16 protein-coding genes and 1 pseudogene are annotated in these 17,419 nt (G+C 73.7%); 13 read left to right on the forward strand and 4 right to left on the reverse strand.

Annotation, left to right across the window (positions count from 1 at the left end):
• The first annotated feature begins 10 nt into the window (after positions 1 to 10).
• On the forward strand, positions 11 to 340 hold the full coding sequence (locus tag D9599_RS02590; protein ID WP_198379666.1) for a hypothetical protein: 330 nt from the start codon (positions 11 to 13) through the stop codon (positions 338 to 340).
• Positions 341 to 347: 7 nt separating this feature from the next.
• On the opposite strand, the gene D9599_RS02595 is transcribed toward D9599_RS02590, so the two are convergent.
• From D9599_RS02595 to D9599_RS02605, 3 genes are read right to left on the reverse strand one after another with little or no spacing between them, the layout of a single operon-like run.
• On the reverse strand, positions 348 to 1,439 hold the full coding sequence (locus D9599_RS02595; protein WP_198379667.1) for an ABC transporter ATP-binding protein: 1,092 nt from the start codon (positions 1,437 to 1,439) through the stop codon (positions 348 to 350).
• The gene (locus D9599_RS02600) at positions 1,436 to 3,163 is read right to left on the reverse strand and encodes an iron ABC transporter permease (protein ID WP_198379668.1); all 1,728 of its coding nucleotides are present in this window, start codon (positions 3,161 to 3,163) and stop codon (positions 1,436 to 1,438) included. The genes D9599_RS02595 and D9599_RS02600 overlap by 4 nt, the downstream gene beginning before the upstream one ends.
• On the reverse strand, positions 3,160 to 4,500 hold the full coding sequence (locus D9599_RS02605) for an ABC transporter substrate-binding protein (RefSeq protein ID WP_198379669.1): 1,341 nt from the start codon (positions 4,498 to 4,500) through the stop codon (positions 3,160 to 3,162). Before D9599_RS02605 ends, D9599_RS02600 begins: the two co-directional genes overlap by 4 nt.
• 133 nt (positions 4,501 to 4,633) lie before the next feature.
• On the opposite strand from D9599_RS02605, the gene D9599_RS02610 reads away from it, so the two are divergent.
• From D9599_RS02610 to D9599_RS02620, 3 genes are read left to right on the forward strand one after another with little or no spacing between them, the layout of a single operon-like run.
• Positions 4,634 to 5,920 (forward strand): glutamate-5-semialdehyde dehydrogenase, encoded by a 1,287-nt coding sequence (locus tag D9599_RS02610; protein WP_198379670.1) that lies wholly within the window; start codon positions 4,634 to 4,636, stop codon positions 5,918 to 5,920.
• 28 nt (positions 5,921 to 5,948) lie between these two features.
• Complete coding sequence (locus tag D9599_RS02615; protein ID WP_198379671.1) at positions 5,949 to 6,830, forward strand: 2-keto-4-pentenoate hydratase; 882 nt, start codon at positions 5,949 to 5,951, stop codon at positions 6,828 to 6,830.
• 33 nt (positions 6,831 to 6,863) lie between these two features.
• Positions 6,864 to 7,619, forward strand: coding sequence for a nicotinate-nucleotide adenylyltransferase (locus D9599_RS02620; protein ID WP_375373028.1), 756 nt, complete (start codon positions 6,864 to 6,866; stop codon positions 7,617 to 7,619).
• On the opposite strand, the gene D9599_RS31095 is transcribed toward D9599_RS02620, so the two are convergent.
• The gene (locus D9599_RS31095) at positions 7,572 to 8,207 is read right to left on the reverse strand and encodes a hypothetical protein (RefSeq protein WP_232480068.1); all 636 of its coding nucleotides are present in this window, start codon (positions 8,205 to 8,207) and stop codon (positions 7,572 to 7,574) included. The two genes, D9599_RS02620 and D9599_RS31095, sit on opposite strands and share 48 nt — an antisense overlap.
• Before the next feature lie 268 nt (positions 8,208 to 8,475).
• On the opposite strand from D9599_RS31095, the pseudogene rsfS reads away from it, so the two are divergent.
• The 9 genes and pseudogenes from rsfS to D9599_RS02665 all read left to right on the forward strand — a co-directional run.
• Positions 8,476 to 8,895, forward strand: a pseudogene (rsfS, locus tag D9599_RS32400) (ribosome silencing factor); the annotation flags it as partial.
• 180 nt (positions 8,896 to 9,075) lie between these two features.
• The gene (locus D9599_RS02630) at positions 9,076 to 9,543 is read left to right on the forward strand and encodes a 23S rRNA (pseudouridine(1915)-N(3))-methyltransferase RlmH (RefSeq protein ID WP_309228517.1); all 468 of its coding nucleotides are present in this window, start codon (positions 9,076 to 9,078) and stop codon (positions 9,541 to 9,543) included.
• Between the two features lie 58 nt (positions 9,544 to 9,601).
• On the forward strand, positions 9,602 to 10,276 hold the full coding sequence (locus D9599_RS02635) for an NnrU family protein (RefSeq protein WP_198379673.1): 675 nt from the start codon (positions 9,602 to 9,604) through the stop codon (positions 10,274 to 10,276).
• 67 nt (positions 10,277 to 10,343) lie between these two features.
• Positions 10,344 to 11,117 carry a class I SAM-dependent methyltransferase gene (locus tag D9599_RS02640; RefSeq protein ID WP_198379674.1) on the forward strand — a complete coding sequence of 258 codons (774 nt, stop codon included), beginning with the start codon at positions 10,344 to 10,346 and terminating at the stop codon, positions 11,115 to 11,117.
• 134 nt (positions 11,118 to 11,251) lie between these two features.
• Positions 11,252 to 12,787 carry a 2,3-bisphosphoglycerate-independent phosphoglycerate mutase gene (gene gpmI, locus D9599_RS02645; protein ID WP_198379675.1) on the forward strand — a complete coding sequence of 512 codons (1,536 nt, stop codon included), beginning with the start codon at positions 11,252 to 11,254 and terminating at the stop codon, positions 12,785 to 12,787.
• Entirely contained in the window at positions 12,784 to 14,184 is a 1,401-nt protein-coding gene (locus tag D9599_RS32200) for a peptidoglycan DD-metalloendopeptidase family protein (RefSeq protein WP_198379676.1), read from the forward strand. Before gpmI ends, D9599_RS32200 begins: the two co-directional genes overlap by 4 nt.
• A gap of 189 nt (positions 14,185 to 14,373) precedes the next feature.
• The gene (locus D9599_RS02655; protein WP_198379677.1) at positions 14,374 to 15,759 is read left to right on the forward strand and encodes a S41 family peptidase; all 1,386 of its coding nucleotides are present in this window, start codon (positions 14,374 to 14,376) and stop codon (positions 15,757 to 15,759) included.
• A gap of 24 nt (positions 15,760 to 15,783) precedes the next feature.
• Positions 15,784 to 16,929, forward strand: a complete 1,146-nt coding sequence (locus D9599_RS02660; RefSeq protein ID WP_198379678.1) for a divergent polysaccharide deacetylase family protein — start codon at positions 15,784 to 15,786, stop codon at positions 16,927 to 16,929.
• Position 16,930: 1 nt separating this feature from the next.
• Entirely contained in the window at positions 16,931 to 17,419 is a 489-nt protein-coding gene (locus tag D9599_RS02665) for an RNA pyrophosphohydrolase (RefSeq protein ID WP_198379679.1), read from the forward strand.

Below are 17,419 nucleotides of genomic sequence, written 5' to 3' on the forward strand. Positions count from 1 at the left end.
AGCGCGCCGGATGGATAAGGAAGAGCTGACCGCCTGGGCCCTGAAGAACGGCTGGCAGGTGATGGCCGGCGCCCCGAGCCTCACCAAGCCCTCCAACCCCAAGGAGGCCATCGTCCGCATGGCCTTCAAGGCGACGGTGGTGAACCTTGAGGTGAAGAAGCCCGCCGGGAAGTGGGAGAAGGTCTCGGGCGAGGCCTACGGCAAGATCCAGCCCGACCCGGAGACGGGCGTGCCCCAGGGGCTCGGCTTCGAAAAGATCCCGAGCTTCTCGATGCTGATGCAGGAGAACAAGGACGCCCAGGTCTTCGCCAGCATGGGCGGAATGGGCAAGCGGCGCTGAGGCGCCCTCAGCCCGCCAGCAGCTTCACCCGCGCGGCATCCAGCGCCAGCGCCGCGCGGCCGCCGACCGCCAGATGCCCCTCGCCGCCGGTATGCGGGGCATCCACCAGCACCTCCGCCCCCGCCACGCGCACGCCGTAGCGGATGGAGGCGCCGAGGAACTCCCGGTGCGTCACCTCCCCCTCCAGCAAGCGGCGGCCGGGGGCCTCGGCGCCCAGGGGAAGCAGCGCCACGTCCTGCGGGCGGAACATCAGCCGCGCGCCGGCCGGCACGTCCAGACCGGGCGGCAAGGGGATGCGCGTGCCGCCGTCGATCTCGAAGGCGCTCGCCGCACCATCGCGCAGAACCTTGCCCGGCATGATGTTGGCGGTGCCGAGGAAGCTCGCGACGAAGAGGTTGGCGGGATGGTCGTAGAGCTCCATCGGCGTGCCGACCTGCTGCACCACGCCCTCGTTCATGACCGCGATCCGGTCGCAGACGGTGTTCGCCTCCTCCTGGTCGTGGGTGACGAAGATGGTGGTCAGGCGCAGCCGCTGCTGCATCTCGCGCAGCTCCCGCCGTACCTGCACGCGAAGGCGCGCATCGAGGTTCGACAGGGGCTCGTCCAGCAGCAGCACCTTCGGCCGCACCGCGACGGTGCGGGCCAGCGCCACGCGCTGCTGCTGCCCGCCCGAGAGCTGCGAGGGGCGGCGATCCCCCATCCCCTCCAGCCCGACAAGTGCGAGCGCGGCGTCCACGCGCCCCGCGATCTCCGCCCGCGCCACGCGCCGCTCCTCCAGCCCGAAAGCGACGTTGCGGCGCACCGTCATGTGCGGCCAGAGGGCGTAGGACTGGAACACCATCCCCACGTCGCGCTTCCAGGGCGGAAGGTTCGAGATATCGGTGCCGCCCACCAGCACCCGCCCGCGCTGCGCCGTGTTGAACCCCGCGATCAGCCGCAGCAGCGTCGTCTTGCCGCAGCCGGAGGGGCCGAGAAAGGCGAAGAACTCGCCCGGCCGGATCTCGAGGTTCACGTCCCGCAGCACGCGGGTGGCGCCGTAGGAGAGGTCCACCCCCTCCACCCGGATGCCCGCGGGCTCGCGCGCCAGGATGTCGCTCATGCGCTCTCCTTCCCGCCGCGGGCGGTCACCAAGTGCGAGACGAGGGTGGACAGGCCGACGATGACCACCGCGATGATCCCCAGCGCCGCGCCCGCCCCGCGACCGGCGGGCGACTGCATGAAGACGTAGAGCCCGTAGGCCAGCGGCGCGTCCGCGTTGGACTGCACGAGCATCAGCGTCGCGGACAGCTCCACCGCCGCCGTCGCGAAGGAGGTGACGAAGCCGGCCGCAATTCCGCCGGCCATCAGCGGCAGCACGATCCGGCGCACCACCCGCAGCCGCCGCGCGCCGAGGTTCTCCGCCGCTTCCTCCAGGCTCGATGAGATCTGCTGGAGCGCCGCCGTGCAGGCCCGCAGCGCGTAGGGCAGCCGCCGCACGGCCAAGGCGAGCACGATGATCCCCCAGAAGGCCGCGAGCGAGGTGCCGCCGGGAAGAGTCACACCGAAATAAGTGCGGAGATAGCCGATGCCCAGCACCAGCCCCGGCACCGCCAGCGCCGACATGGCGAGATAGTCGAGCCAGCGCGCGCCCGCCATGCGCGTGCGCAGCACGAGATAGGCGATGGCCGTGCCGATCACGACGTCGAGCAGCCCGGCCAGCCCGGCATAGATCAGCGTGTTGGTGATGTACCCCGAGCTCTCCGCGAAAACCCGCGTGTAGTGCGCCAGCGTGTAGCCGTCCGGCAGTGGCGCAAAGGACCAGATGGTCGCGATGGAGAGCAGGAACAGCCCGAGATGCGGCGCCAACACCAGCGCGAGGATAGTAAGGATCAGGGCATAGGCCGCCACCGCCTGCCCGCGCGGCAGGCGCCGCCGCGCCAGCCCGCCCCCGCCCCGCTGCACCGTCGCGTAGTCCCGCCCGCGCAGCGCCAGCGAGGACACCCAGAGCGACAGCACGGAGAACAGGATCAGCACGACGGAGATGACGTAGCCGATCGGGTCCTCCAGCCCCACGGAGGTGATCCGCAGATAGGCCTGGGGCGCCAGCATCTCCCGCACGTTCAGCAGCAGCGGCGTCGCCAGGTCGTCGAAGACCTTGATGAAAACAAGGCTGGCCCCGGCCACGTAGCCGGGCATGGCCAGTGGCAGCACGATGCGCCGGAACAGGCGGAATCCGTGGCTGCCGAGGTTCTGCGCCGCCTCTTCCATCGAACGGTCGATGTTCCGCAGGCTGGCGGAGAGGTTGAGCAGGATGAAGGGGAAGTAGTGGACCGACTGGACGAAGATCACCCCGTTCAGCCCCTCCATGAAGGGGATGTTGATGTCGAAGTAATCGCCTAGCAGCAGGTTCACGCTGCCGCTCCGGCCAAACAGCAGCCCCATCGCCACCGCGCCCGCGAAGGGCGGCATGATCAGCGGCAGCACGCCGAGCGTCTGCACGAGCACCGCGCCGCGGAATTCGAAGCGCGTGGTGAAATAGGCCAGCGGCAGTGCGATCAGGCTCGCCACCACCACGGACATCAGGGAGACGTAGAGGGAGTTCCAGAAGCTCCGCATGAACAGGTCGTTGGACAGGAAGTCCCCGACATGCGCGAGGGTGAAGCCGCCCGTCGCCCGGTCCTGGAAGGCGACGGTGATCACGGTCAGCACAGGCACCACCAGGAAGGCGATGAGGAAGATCGCGACCAGCCCGAAGGCCACCGCCTCCCCCGGCCGCGCCGCCCAACGGCGCCCGCGGGATACAGGCGGGGTGGCGGCGGTCGCCTCGGTGGTGGCGAGGCTCACCCGGCAGCCTTCGCGGCGTCGGCGGCCTTGGCAGCGGCGGCCGTGTACTTCTCCCGCGCGAAGCCGGCCCAGCGCTGCTCCAGCTCCGCTTGGCGCGGACCGGGCCCGCCGCGGCCGGAGAAGGAGCCGGCCACCGCGTCCGACGCCGCTTCCTCGGCCGTCACGGGCATGGCGGAAATCAGCGCCCGCGCCTCCTCCAGCAGGGCGCGCGCCTGCGGGTTGTCCCGCCGCGCCAGCCGCGTCTCCACATCGCCGATCGCCTTGGTCGCGCGCTTCAGCCCCTCGAGATTGGTGCCGACGAGCTGGTCATACAGCGCATCCACGACGGCGTAGCGCCGCTCCGACACGCCGAGGTCGAAGCGGAAGTTCGGCAGGCCGATGGTGCCGTTGAACGGGTTGGGATAGCCGGGAGGCGCCTTCGCATAGACGGCCGGGTTCACCGGGAGTCGCCGGATCGTCGGCTCCAGCAGGATCTCCTGCCCCTGCACCGAGAGCAGGAAATCGATGAAAGCCCGCGCCCCCGCCATGTTCGGCGCGTTCTTCACCACCGCGATGTTGGCCGGCACCACCGTGGTGACGGAAGGATAGGCGAACTTCACCGGAAAGCCCGCGCCCTGGGCCGAGAAGGCGAAGAAGTCGATCACGATGCCGATCCCGACCTGCCCCGAATTAACCGCGTCCGGCACGCCGAAGGAGCGCTCGGTGATCTGACGGAGGTTGCCGGAGAAGCCTTTGATCGTCGCCCAGCCCTTCTCCCAGCCCTCGCCCTGCAGGATCGTCTCGACCGTCAGGTGCGTGGTGCCGGAGCGCGATGGGGCGGTGATGATGATGTGATCGTGATAGGCGGGCCTCGCCAGGTCTGCCCACTCCTTCGGCTCCGGCAGGCGGTTCGCGCGCATGTAACGCTCGTTCCACATGATGCCGTAGCCCGAGGCCGCGAAGCCCGTGACGAAGCCCTCGGGGTCGTTGATCGCGTAGGGCCCGATGGTGTCAGGGATGCCCTGCGCCTGTGGCTTATAGGCCTCCAGCAGCCCCGCCTTCTTCAGCACCTCGAAGGCATCGGGGGCGGAGGCCCAGAAGAGGTCCACCGCGTTGTTGCTGCGCGTCTCCTGCACGAAGCGCACGCCGGCGGTGGTGTTGCGGCTCTGCACCTCAAGCGTGGTGCCGGGATGGGCCGCCTCGAAGGCGCGCTTGAAGGGGGCGGTGACGTCGTTGGAGAAGGAGGTGACCACCGTCACCTTGCCGGACACGCCCTGGGCGCGCGCGGCGCCGGAAAGGGACGCGGCGGCCGCGGCGGCGAGGGCGCGGCGGCCCAGCACCGGTTGGGTGAAGCGCATGGTTCCCTCCGTTGCATTCTCTGATGCATTCCGGTTCTCGGGCAGGCCGGCGGCGCTGGCAAGCCTGGGTGACGGGGCAGCCCCCGCCGCGCCGCGCTTCCACCGCGCGCGCGGCGGCGCTACCGATACGCCCATGAACGCGATCACCGATCCCGCGGCCGATACCGCCGCCATCGCCCGCGCCGCGCTGGAAGGGGCCGCCCAGGCCGCCCGCGCCGCCGCAACCGTGCTCTCGCGTGCCCCGCGACCGGTGAAGGACCTCGCGCTCATCACCGCCGCTGCCAGCCTCCGCGCCCGGAGCGCCGAGATCCTGGCCGCCAACGCCGCCGACCTCGCCGCCGCGCCCGACCTCACCGAGGCGTTCCGCGACCGCCTCACCCTCACCCCCGCCCGCATCGAGGCCATGGCCGTGGGGCTGGAGGAGGTGGCCGCGCTGCCCGACCCCGTGGGCCGCGTGCTGGCGGAATGGACCCGCCCCAACGGCCTCATCTTCCGCCGCGTGGCGCAGCCCATCGGCGTGATCGCCATGATCTACGAGAGCCGACCGAATGTGGGCGCCGATGCCGCAGCCCTCTGCCTCAAGGCGGGCAGCCCCGTCATCCTCCGCGGCGGGCGGGAAAGCCTCAACAGCGCCGCCGCCATCCATGCCTGCATCCTCGACGGCCTGCGCGCCGCCGGCCTGCCCGAGGCCTGCGTCGCCACCGCCCCGAATACGGACCGCGCCTTCGTCGGCGCCATGCTGCGCGCCGCGGGGCTGATCGACCTCATCATCCCCCGGGGCGGCAAGGGCCTGGTGACGCGCGTGCTGGAGGAGGCGCGCGTGCCCGTCCTCGCGCATGCCGAGGGCCTCTGCCACACCTATGTGCACGAGCGCGCCGACCACGGGATGGCCCGCAGCGTCCTCGCCAACGCGAAGATGCGCCGCACCGGCGTCTGCGGCTCGACCGAGACGCTGCTGATCGACCGCGCGATCGCCCCTTCCCTCCTGCCGCGGCTGGTCGACGATCTCCGCACGCTCGGCTGCGACTTCCGCGCGGACGAGGCGGCGCGCGCCATCCTGCCGGAGCTGCCCGCCGCTTCCGAGGCCGACTTCTCCACCGAGTGGCTCGCCCCGGTTCTCAACATCGCAGTAGTGGACGGCGTCGAGTCGGCGCTCGACCACATCCGCCGCCACGGCAGCGAGCACACCGAGGCGATCATCACCGAGGACGCGGCGGCCGCGGGGGCCTTCCTCGACGGCCTCGGCTCCGCGGTCGGGCTCTGGAACGCCTCCACCCAGTTCTGCGACGGCGGCGAGTTCGGCTTCGGCGCCGAGATCGGCATCGCGACGGGCCGCCTGCACGCCCGCGGCCCCGTCGGGTTGGAGCAGCTCTGCACCTGGCGCTACCATGTGATCGGGACCGGCCAGGTTCGCCCCTGATCGCCCGCCACGGGAAGGAAAGAGAACCATGCGCCGCCCTGCCCTGCTCGCCGCAACGGCCCTCCTCGCCGCGCCCCTGACCGCGGCGGGCGCCCTCGCGGCCTGCCCGAGCGACGCGGATGTCGCGCGCATGGCCGGCGACATCCTCGCCAACCGCCCCGCCCAGGGCTACGGCCCGAACCTCTCGATGGAGGACGCCACCTGCGCGCGGGAGAAGCTCGTGCCGATCCTCGCGCGGGAGCTCGGCGCGCCCGTCGGCTACAAGGTCGGGCTGACCAACGCCGCCGCCCAGCAGCGCTTCGGCCTGCCGCACCCCATCCGCGGCACGATCTACCAGGCGACGATCCGCGCACACGGCACGGCCGCGAGCCCGGCCGAGGTGCGCCACGATTTCGGTGCCCTGCCGAACGTGGAGGCCGACCTTCTCGTCCGCGTGCGGGACGAGGGGATCAACGCCGCCGGCACGGACCGGGTGGAGATCCTGCGCCACCTCGACCAGGTGATCCCCTTCATCGAGATGCCGGACCTCGTCTTCGCCCAGGGGCAGATGACCGGCACGAACCTCGTGGCGGCGAATGTCGGCGCCCGCCTCGGCGTGCTCGGGGAGCCCATCCCGGCGGTGGCCACGCCCGACTTCGCGGCGCGGCTGGCCAGCATGACGGTGATCCTGGCCACCGATCAGAAGGAACTCTCCCGCGCCCCCGGCACCGCGCTGCTCGGCCACCCGCTCGACGTCATCCCCTGGCTGGTGGAGGACCTGAAGCGCGACGGGCGCCGCCTGCGGGCGGGCGAGATCATCTCGCTCGGTGGTTTCTCCGCCGCCACCCCGACCGAGGCGGGGCGCACCTTCACCGTGACCTACCAGGGCCTCGTCGCGCAGCCCGTCACCGTCGCGGTGCGCACGCCCTGAGCCTTCCCTCTCCCGGCGGCGTGGGCTGAGGCCTTGCCGCCACCCGTCCTCCCCTTCGACCGCGCCCTGGCGCCGCGCCCCTCTACCCTCTCCCACCGCAAACCAGGGCGATGGGGCGACGGGCGGCGCGTGCGCATTGGCCTGCTCGGCGGTTCCTTCAACCCCGCCCATCCCGGCCACCGCCACGTCGCGGAGATGGCCCGCCACGTCCTGCGGCTGGACGAGGTCTGGCTGCTCGTCTCCCCCGGCAACCCGCTGAAGTCCGTTGATGGCATGGCTCCTTTCGCGGAGCGCTTCGAGTCGGCCCGCCGCATCGCCGACGGCCGCTACGTCATCGCCGCCGACATCGAGGCGCGGCTCGGCCTGCGGCAGACGGAGCGAACCCTCGCCCGGCTCCGCCGCCTCTTCCCGCGCGCGCGCTTCGTCTGGATCATGGGGGCGGACAACCTCGTGCAACTGCCGCGCTGGCGGCGTTGGCGGCGGCTGGCGAAGCGCACGCCCATGGCCGTGCTGCCGCGGCCGGGCTACACGCGCCGTGCCCTGCACGGGGCGGCGGCGACGGTGCTGCGCCACCATCGCAGGGCTTGCGGCGCGCTGCTGTTGGGGGCATCCCCCTCCGCCATCGAGCAACCTGGGCGCGCCCATGCCTCCTGGTGCCTCGTCCCGGCGCGGGAACACCCGGCGAGCGCCACCGCGATCCGGGCGCTCCGCGCCATCGCAACCGCGCCCGCCGCGCCCCATTCAATAAACGACCCCTCGGCCCCGGCCCTCCGGCCGGCCGAGGCCTGACGAAGCCGTCGCACCCTGGCCATCGTGTCCTGGGCGCGTAGAAATCCAACGCGCCCCGCGCGCATCAAGAAAGGAGCCGGACATGGCCCGCCCCCCGAAGGACCCGCCCCGCCCCGCCGCCCGCGGCACCGCCTCGCGCGCAGGAAGCCGCGCGGCCGGCGCCACGACCACCCGCAAGACGCCCGCCGCCCGCGGCACCGCCACGAAGGCGCCCGCGCCGGCCAAGCCCGCCGCGCGGAAGGCACCCGCCAAGCCGCCAGCCAAGGCGCCGGCGCGGGCCGCTACCAGGGCGCCGGCGAAGGCACCCGCCAAGGCCCCGGCGCGCACGAGGGCAGCCGAGGCCAAGCCGGCCGCGAGCCGCGCGACCGCCCGGCCCGCAGCGAAGGCCGCCGCGCCCAGCCGCGCGAAGGCCGCCCCTGCCCGGACGAAGGCTGCCGCGCCCGCCCGCGCGAAGACCACGCCAGCCCGGACGAAGGCTGCGGCGCCCACCCGCGCCCCCGCGCGTACCGCTGCCGCCTCCACCACTCGCGCGAAGGCCCCGGCCGCCACGACGCGCGCGAAGGCGCCCGCCGCGACCGCGCGGGTCAAGCCGGCCGCCCCCGTGCGCGCGGCGAAGCCCGCGCCGAGTCGCGCCGCCAAGCCCGCCGCTGAGCGGAAGGCGCCCGCGCGCGCCGCGGCCCCTGCCGCCCGGACAGCGACGGCCACCACCCGCGCCAAGCTCGCCGCGCCCCGCACCGCCCGCGCGGCCGCCCCGGCCGAGCGCGCGCCGGCCAGGGCACCGCGCAAGTCCCTTCGCACCACCGAGGACGCCCTCCGCCGCCGCCCCGCGGCCGAGCCGGATCCGCTGGCCGAGCGGATCGCGGAGCTGGAGGCCGAGTCCGCCCCCACCCCGCGCAAGCGGGAGGTGGCTGCTGGCCCGAAGAAGCGCGGCCGCGCCGCCCCGCGCCCCGCGCCGAGCCCGGACCGCATCGACGAGCTGGTGCGCGCCGCCGTCGCCAGCCTCGAGTCGGATGGCGCGGAGGACGTGGTCGTGCTCGACGTCGCCACCCGTTCCTCCTTCGCCGACCGCATGGTGGTCGCGACCGGCCTCGTAGAGCGGCAGATCGAGGCCATGGCAGGCCATGTGGAGGACGCGCTCGCCGAGCACGGCATTCGCCGCCTGCGCCGCGAGGCCTCGCCCGACTGGGTGCTGCTCGATGCCGGGGACCTCGTGATCCACCTCTTTAAGCCAGAGGCGCGGGCGAACTACGCGATCGAGCGCATGTGGGGCCCGGACAGCCCCGCCGCCGAGAGCATGATGCCAGAGTCAGGATCGGAGTCGGGTCCGGAGGCAGGGCCGGAGTCGGCACCCGAGGACGGCGAGGCCCTGCCGATCGACGAGGTGCTGGACGGCCCCGACGACGGCTCCGACGACGCCATCGACCTCTCCACCGACGAGGAGGGGGACTAACCCCCGGTGGCGCCGCCCCTCCTGCTCGCCGTGGGCCGCGCCCGGGGCGGGCCGGAGGCGGCGCTTTTCGAGCAGCACAACGCCCGCCTGCGCCCGCCCCTCCTCCTGCGGGAACTGCCCGAGGCGCGCGGCACCCCCGCCGAGATGCGCCGGCGGGAAGGCGCGGCCATCCTCGCCACCCTGCCGGAGGGCGCCTTCGTCATCGCCCTCGACCTCGGCGGCGAGATGCCGGACAGCGAGCGGCTGGCCGCCCTCACCGCCCGCTGGGCCGAGGCCGCGCGCCCCCTTGCCTTCGCGATCGGTGGCGCGGAGGGGCTGGACGAGTCGGTGCTCTCCCGCGCCGACCACCGCCTTTCGCTCGGCCGTCTCACCTGGCCGCACATGCTCGTGCGCGGGCTGCTGGCCGAGGCGCTGTTCCGCGCGCAGTGCATCCGCACGAACCACCCCTATCACCGCGCCTGGCGGCCCCAGTGAACGCACCTGGCTGCGGGATCCGTTGCGGCGTACCGGCCGGAGGGGGCAGCCTTCCGGAATGATCCCCCTGGTTCTCGCGGCCCTTCTCTGGGTCGGCCTCCATGTCGGCATCGCCGGCACCCGCGCCCGCGTGGCGATCGTTGCCCGCCTCGGCGAGGGACCCTTCCGCGGCGCCTTCTCCATCGCCTCAGCCATCGCGATCACCCTGCTGGTCCTCGCCTGGCGCAACGCGGAGACAGTGCCCCTCTGGTTCGCCCCGCGCCCGCTCGGCTGGCTGCTGGTCGCGGCCATGCTGCTCGCCTTCATTCTCTTCGCGGGCAGCCTGATGACGCGCAACGCCACCTCCCTCGGCCAGGAGGCGGCGCTCTCGGCGGAGCCGCGGGGGATGCTGCGGATCACCCGCCACCCGATGCTCCTCGCCTTCGCGCTCTGGGGCGCGGTGCACGTGATCGGCAACGGGGACAGCGCCTCGGTCGTCTTCTTCGGCGCCTTCCTCCTGACGGCGGCGCTGGGCATCCCCTCACTGGATGCCAAAGTGGCGGCGCGGAACCCGGCGGCATGGAAGGAATTCGCGGCGCGCACCTCGGTCCTGCCCTTCGGCGCCGTCGCGGCGGGGCGGAACCGCGTGGTGTGGCGCGAGCTGCTCTGGCCGGTGCTCGTCGGCACCCTCGCCTGGGCGGCGCTGCTGCACCTGCACCCCGTGATCTTCGGCGTCTCGCCCATTCCGCGCTGAGACCGGTCTTGCGCCCGATGGAACGCCTTGCCATCCCTGCACCCGCGACGGACAGGAGGCGCCCGGCATGACGCAGCACCAGCAGGAGGCCGCTCCTCTCGGAAGCCCGGGCGCCGCCCCGCACCCCGTGCTCGCCCACCGCTACGCGCGGGCGGAGGAGCGGGAGGGCTTCGTCCGCACCCTCTTCGACCAGACGGCCCCGCATTACGACCGGATCGACCGCATCTTCTCCCTCGGCACCGGCCCCGGCTACCGGCGGCGTGCGCTGCGCGAGGCGGGACTCCGGCCGGGGATGCGCGTGCTGGACGTGGCCGTCGGCACCGGCCTCGTCGCGCGCCAGGCGGTCGCGATCACGGGTGATCCCGCCCTCGTCACCGGCCTCGACCCCAGCGAGGGAATGCTGGCCGAGGCGCGGCGCTCCCTTCCGGGCGTCACCCTCATCGAGGGCCGGGCGGAGCGCATCCCGCTGCCGGACGCGAGCGTCGATTTCCTCTCCATGGGCTACGCGCTGCGTCACGTGGCCGATCTCGGCGCCGCCTTTGCCGAGTACCGCCGAGTCCTGCGCCCCGGCGGGACCGTGCTGATCCTGGAGATCGGCCGGCCCGAGAGCCGCCTCGCGCGCGCCATCGCGCGCTTCTACATGGGCGCCGCCATCCCCGCACTCTGCTGGCTCGCGGCCCCCCGCCACCGCTCCGGCGAGTTGATGGCCTATTACTGGGAGACGATCGAGGCCTGCGTGCCGGCCGAGACCATCCTCGGCGCGATGCGCGCGGCCGGCTTCTCCGAGGTCGGCCTCACGACGGAACTGGAGGTCTTCCGCGCCTATACCGCGCGGGCCTGATCCCGCCGTGCTTGCGCCCGCGGGCGTGCGAAAGGGAGGACGGCGCGGAGACAGGTTCGGAGACTGCGGCGGCCCCGTGGACCATCGGCGCCCGGCGCGTTAATCCGCCCGGAGTCAGCGCGCACGAGGTCTCGATGTCCCATCCCAAGCCCGTCATGCTTGTCATCCTCGATGGCTGGGGTTGGCGGGAGGAGACCGCGGACAACGCCGTCGCGCAGGCGAACACGCCTACCTTCGATGCGCTCTGGGCCACCTGCCCGCGCGCCTTCCTCCGCACCTGCGGGCCGGATGTCGGGCTGCCGCAGGGGCAGATGGGAAATTCCGAGGTCGGCCACCTGAACATCGGCGCCGGCCGCATCGTCATGCAGGACCTGCCGCGCATCGACGCCGCGATCGCGGACGGCACGCTGGCCGGCATGCCCGCCATCGTCTGGCTCGGCGAGCAGCTCCATGCCAGCGGCGGCGTGCTGCACCTCTGCGGGCTGACCTCCCCAGGCGGCGTCCACGCGCACCAGGACCACGCGGTGGCCGTGGCCGAGATTTTCGCGGCCAAGGGCATCCCCGTGGCCGTCCATGCCTGGACCGACGGCCGCGACACCCCGCCCGAGGCCGCCGCCGAGACCCTTCCCGCCTTCGAGGCCGCGCTGCCCGAGGGCGCGGTCATCGCGACCGTGACCGGCCGCTACTTCGCCATGGACCGCGACAACCGCTGGGAGCGCGTCTCCCAGGCCTGGCGCGCCATGGTCATGGGCGAGGGCACGGAGGCCGCCAGCGCCATCGACGCGGTGCGCGCCGCCCACGCCGCCGGCCAGACGGACGAGTTCATCCCCCCGAGCGTCATGGCCGGGTATGACGGCATGCGCGACGGCGACGCCGTGCTCTGCTTCAACTTCCGCGCCGACCGCGTGCGGGAGATCATGGCCGCCCTGCTGGACCCCGACTTCACCGGCTTCTCCCGCCCGCAGGACCCCGCCCTCTGCGGCGCCGTCGCCATGACCGAGTACTCGGAGGCGCTGAACCCGCTGCTGGAGACGATCTTCCCGCCGCAATCCATGGCGGGGCTGCTCGGGCCGACGGTATCGGCCGCTGGCATGACCCAGCTGCGCATGGCCGAGACGGAGAAGTACCCGCACGTCACCTACTTCCTGAACGGCGGGGTCGAGACGCCCTCCCCGAGGGAAGAGCGGCTGATGATCCCCTCCCCCAAGGTCGCCACCTACGACCTGCAGCCGGAGATGTCGGAGCCCGAGCTGGCGGAGAAGGCCGAGGCCGCGATCCGCTCCGGCATCTACGACATGATCATCCTCAACTTCGCCAACGCGGACATGGTCGGCCATACCGGCGTGCTGGAGGCCGCGATCCGCGCCTGCGAGGCGGCGGACGAGGGGCTCGGCCGCGTCGCCCGCGCCATCCACGACATGGGCGGCGCCCTTCTGGTGACGGCCGATCACGGCAATGCGGAAATGATGCGCGACCCCGTGACCGGCGGCCCGCACACCGCGCACACGCTGAACCCGGTGCCGGTGCTTCTCTACAACGGGCCTGAGAATGTTACGGCCCTGCATGACGGCCGGCTGGCCGACCTCGCGCCAACCATCCTCGCGCTGCTGGGCCTGCCCCAGCCCGCGGAGATGACGGGGCGGAACCTGATGGAGGCCCCTGCCGGGTGAGGCCGCGCGGGCCCCGCGCCGGCGAAGCCCTGCGCCGCGCGGCGCTGGCCGTGTTCGCCCTTTCCCTCAGCCCGCTTCCCGCCAAAGCACAGCCCGCGACGGCGATCGACCGCCAGTCCCTCGGCGAGGCCGAGCGGGATGCCCGCAGCGCGCGCGACGACGCCGCCGGCATCGCCCGCGCCGCCCGCGCGGCCGAGGCCGCGGAGCGGGGCCTGGCGGAGCGGCGGGCCGAGGCCGGGCGGCGCGCCGTCGCGGCCGAGGCGGCGCTGGCCGCGGCGGAGGCAAGGCTGGCCGCCGCCGGGGCCGCCCGCGACGCCGCCGAGGCGGACCTGACCCGCCGCGCCGAGGAGCTGGCGCCGCTGGTCCCGGCGATGCGCCGCCTCAGCCTCTGGCCCGCCGAGACGCTGCTGGTGGTGCCCGCCCCGCCCGAGGAGGCGCTGCGCGGCGCGCTCGTCCTGCGCGGCGTCGCCCGGCGGCTCGCCGGGGAGGCCGCCGAGTACCGCAGCGCCCGTGAGGCCGCTTCCCGCGCCGCGGCCGGCCTTGAGGAGCAGCGCCGACGTCTCGTGACCACCCGCGTGGCGGCGCGCGAGACCTCTGAGGCTGTCGAAGTCGCGCTGAACGAGGCCCGCACCCGCCGCGACGAGGCCCGCGACGCCGAGGCAGCCGCCACCCGCCGCGCCGCCGCCGCCGCCGCCCAGGCCCGCGACCTTCGCGGCGCGCTGGAACGGCTGGAGCGCGAGGCCCGGGCCCGCGAGGCGAGGGAGCGCGCCGAGGCCGCCGCCCGCGCCCGGGAAGCCGAGGCGCGCGAGCGGCAGGCCGAGGCCCGTCGGCGGGAGGCCGAGGGCCGCGCGCGAGAGGCCGAGGCGCGGGAGGCGGCCAGGGACGCCCTGGCCCGGGACACGGCCCGCGACCGGACCGCCCAGGAAAAAGCGGCGCGTGAAATGCAGGATGCCGACCGCGACGCCGAGCGGGCGCGGGAGAGCCTCGCCGCCGCGCGGGAGCGGGCGCGGGACACGGGCCGGCCGCGCCCCGGGCGGGCCGCGCCCGTGGCCGGCAGCGTCCAGCGGGACTTCGGCGAGCGCGGTGCGACCGGCCAGACCTGGCTCGCCAGCCCCGGCGCTCGGGTGGTCAGCCCCTGCAGCGGGCAGGTCGTCTTCTCCGGCCCCTTCCGTTCCTACGGACGGATGTTGATTGTCGATTGCGGCGGCGGATACCATTTCGTCCTGGCCGGTCTCGACCGGCTGGACGCGGAGCCCGGGCAGCGCGTGCTGGCCGGTGAGGCGGTGGGAACACTTGGTAACGCTGTGTCTGCTGGCGGAGGCCGCGCGTCGCTCTACGTTGAGTTGCGCCGCCGCGGCCAGCCGGTGGATCCCGCGAGTTGGATGAGACGCGGCTGAGGCCCCCGCCGGGCCGGGCGCGGAACTGGGTAACCGTTGGGCAAGCCGCCCTGCGGCAATATGAGAAGCCGCGCGGTGCGCCGCGGCAGAAAGGGTGCCTGACCGATGCAAAACCCTGCCGGACCGTCGGACACGCCCCGGACCCAGTTGCGGAGTGAAAAAGCCCGCGCGGCCGCCCGGCGGTCGAGGATGCGCCTTGTCGGCCCGGTCATGGCCGCCTTTACCGCCGGCGTGGTCATCGGCCCCGTGGTGGCCGCCTGGGCGCAGGACGGCTCGCGCGCCGAGACCTACCGGCTGCTGAACCTCTTCGGCGACGTCTTCGAGCGCGTCCGCGCCGAGTACGTGGAGCCCGTGAACGATCGCGACGTGATCGAGAACGCGATCAACGGGATGCTCCAGGGCCTAGACCCGCACTCCTCCTACATGAACGTCCGCAGCTTCCGCGACATGCAGGTCCAGACGCGCGGCGAGTTCGGCGGCCTCGGCATCGAGGTCAGCCAGGAAGCCGGCTACGTTAAGGTCATCTCGCCGATCGACGAGACGCCCGCCGCCCGGGCCGGGGTGAAGCCCGGCGACCTCATCACCCATATCAACAGCACCAGCACCCAGGGCCTGACCCTGCAGGAGGCGGTGGACCAGATGCGGGGCGAGCGCGGCAGCAGCATCCGCCTGACCATCCGGCGCGAGGGCACGGCCACGCCGATCGAGCTCTCCCTCACCCGCGACGTGATCCGCCCGCAGGTCGTGCGCTCCCGGCTGGAGAGCGGGGACATCGCCTATATCCGCCTCACCTCCTTCAACGAGCAGACGGAGGTCGGCCTGCGCCGGGCGCTGTCGAACCTTCGCAGCCAGACGCGCGACGGGCTGAAGGGCATCGTGCTCGATCTCCGCAACAATCCGGGCGGGCTGCTCGACCAGGCGATCCAGGTCTCGGACGACTTCCTCGACCAGGGTGAGATCGTCTCCACCCGCGCCCGCCGGCCCGAGGACGCGCAGCGCTGGAACGCCCGCACCGGCGATATCGCCCAGGGCCTGCCGGTGGTGGTGCTGGTCAACGCCGGCTCAGCCTCGGCTTCCGAGATCGTGGCGGGTGCGCTGCAGGACCACCGCCGCGCGATCGTCATGGGCATCCGCAGCTTCGGCAAGGGATCGGTGCAGACCGTGATGCCGCTGCCGGGCAACGGCGCCATCCGCCTGACCACGGCGCGCTACTACACGCCCTCCGGACGCTCCATCCAGGCGACGGGCATCGAGCCCGACATCGAGGTGCTGGCCCAGCGGGAGGACGCCGCCCAGAACCGCGAACGCGACCGCGAGGCCGACCTGCGTCGTGCGCTGCGGAACGACAACGGCGGCACCCCCGGGCCCGCGCAGGGGGTGAATGCCCGCCCGGCCGCGCCCCTGCCGCCGCTGAACCTGCCCGCGGGCGTGGCCGACCGCGTCCAGCGCCTGCCGGCCGAGGGCGCGCCCGCCTTCGACCCGACGAAGCCGGAGACCGACCATCAGCTCCAGCAGGCGGTCGGGCTGCTGCACGCGCTGGCGGCCAACCCGCCCCAGCGCCGCGCCAGCCGCTGAGCCGCGAGGGCGCCGAAGCCACGCATGAGGGCACTCGGCGTCTTCTGGCTGGTCGTGCTCGCCGCCATGGCAGGCGGCGCGGCCGTTCTGCAGTGGCTGGGCCCGCCGGAGAGCGGGGTTCCGCCGGGCCTCACACAGGCGGCGACGCCGGCCGAGCCCGCTGCCCCTGCCGAACCGGCGGAACCCGCACCCGCACCGCCGCCTCCCGCCGTGGCCGCAGCGCCGGAGCCTGTTCCGCCCGCCCCGGCTCCACTGCCGACAGCGGAGCCCGCTGCGGCGCAGGCCGAACCTCCCGCCCTTCCCAGCGCGCCCGAGCCGCCGCCCCTGCCCACCCCGATGCGCCGCGCGGAGGCGCAGCCCAACCGGCCGATCCCGCCACCCGACCCGGCGCTGCAGGAGCCCTCCCGTTACGGCCCATTGCCGAAGGTGGGACCGGAGGGCCGCACCTCGATTCGTGCCTATGGCCGCCCCTTCGACCGAAGCGAGACCCGGCCGCGCGTGGCCCTGGTGGTAGGCAACCTCGGCCTCTCCGCCGCTCTGTCGGAGGAGGCGATCGCGCGCCTGCCTCCCGCCACCGGTCTTGCCTTCTCGCCCTACGCACCCCGGCTAGACCCGCTGCTGGAGCGCGCCCGGCTCCGCGGCATGGAGGTGCTGAGCGCCATTCCGATGGAGCCGGCCAACTACCCCGCGAACGATCCCGGTGAGCGCGCGCTGATGACCACCCTGCCCCCCGCCGAGAATGGCGACCGGCTGGCCTGGGTCATCTCGCGCCTCTCCGGCCAGGTGGGGGCGATCGGCGCGCTCGGGCCCATGCGGGGAGAGCGCTTCGCAGCGCTGCCGGAGCTCATCGGCGGTGTGCAGGATGTGCTGCGGCAGCACGGGCTGCTCTACGTCGATCCCCGCCCCGGCGCCCCCTCACCCGCCCGGGCCTGGGGCCGCAGCGTGGACATCGTGGTGGACGAGCCCGCCACGCGCGGCGAGATCGACCGACGCCTCGCCGAGCTGGAGCGAATCGCCCGCGAGCGCGGCTCGGCCCTCGGCCTTGCGGGGGACGTGACGCCCGTGCTGGTGGACCGCGTGGCCGCCTGGGCCGCGGGGCTGGAGTCTCGTGGGCTGGTCATGGCCCCCGTCACCGCCCTCATACGCCGGCCTGAGGAGATTCCCCGCTAGCATGGCCCCGCTTCCGCTTCGCCCCAACGTGGGCGCCTGCCTCTTCAATCGCGACGGCCTCGTGCTGATCGCCCGCCGCGCCGACCTGCCTGCGGGTGAGGCCGCCACCGGCGCCTGGCAGCTTCCCCAGGGCGGGTTGGACCCCGGCGAGGACCCGGAGGCTGCCGTGCTGCGCGAGCTGTCGGAGGAGATCGGCACCCGCAACGCCGCAGTCATGGGCCGGATGCCCGAATGGCTGGACTACGACCTGCCTACCCCTCTCATCGGCAAGGCGCTGGGCGGGAAGTACCGGGGGCAGACGCAGCTCTGGTTCGCCTTACGCTTCCTCGGCCAGGATGCCGAGATCCGGCTGGACGCCGACAAGCACCAGGAATTCGACGCTTGGCGCTGGGCGCCGCTCACCGAGCTGCCGGAGATCGCCGTCGCCTTCCGCCGCCCCATCTACGCGCGGCTGGCGAAGGACTTCGCCGCCTACGCGGTGCCGGGCTGA

The organism is Roseomonas sp. KE2513 (assembly GCF_016107305.1).
Classification (GTDB): domain Bacteria; phylum Pseudomonadota; class Alphaproteobacteria; order Acetobacterales; family Acetobacteraceae; genus Roseomonas.

Excerpts from the sequence above, each read along its gene's own strand:
- D9599_RS02610 (WP_198379670.1), top strand. The coding sequence starts at position 4,634 with ATGAACGCGATCACCGATCCCGCGGCCGATACCGCCGCCATCGCCCGC.
- D9599_RS02590 (WP_198379666.1), top strand. The coding sequence starts at position 11 with ATGGATAAGGAAGAGCTGACCGCCTGGGCCCTGAAGAACGGCTGGCAG.
- D9599_RS02640 (WP_198379674.1), top strand. The coding sequence starts at position 10,344 with ATGACGCAGCACCAGCAGGAGGCCGCTCCTCTCGGAAGCCCGGGCGCC.
- gpmI (WP_198379675.1), top strand. The coding sequence starts at position 11,252 with ATGTCCCATCCCAAGCCCGTCATGCTTGTCATCCTCGATGGCTGGGGT.
- D9599_RS02665 (WP_198379679.1), top strand. The coding sequence starts at position 16,931 with ATGGCCCCGCTTCCGCTTCGCCCCAACGTGGGCGCCTGCCTCTTCAAT.
- D9599_RS02595 (WP_198379667.1), bottom strand. The coding sequence starts at position 1,439 with ATGAGCGACATCCTGGCGCGCGAGCCCGCGGGCATCCGGGTGGAGGGG.
- D9599_RS02635 (WP_198379673.1), top strand. The coding sequence starts at position 9,602 with ATGATCCCCCTGGTTCTCGCGGCCCTTCTCTGGGTCGGCCTCCATGTC.
- D9599_RS02660 (WP_198379678.1), top strand. The coding sequence starts at position 15,784 with ATGAGGGCACTCGGCGTCTTCTGGCTGGTCGTGCTCGCCGCCATGGCA.
- D9599_RS02615 (WP_198379671.1), top strand. The coding sequence starts at position 5,949 with ATGCGCCGCCCTGCCCTGCTCGCCGCAACGGCCCTCCTCGCCGCGCCC.
- D9599_RS02655 (WP_198379677.1), top strand. The coding sequence starts at position 14,374 with ATGCGCCTTGTCGGCCCGGTCATGGCCGCCTTTACCGCCGGCGTGGTC.
- D9599_RS02605 (WP_198379669.1), bottom strand. The coding sequence starts at position 4,500 with ATGCGCTTCACCCAACCGGTGCTGGGCCGCCGCGCCCTCGCCGCCGCG.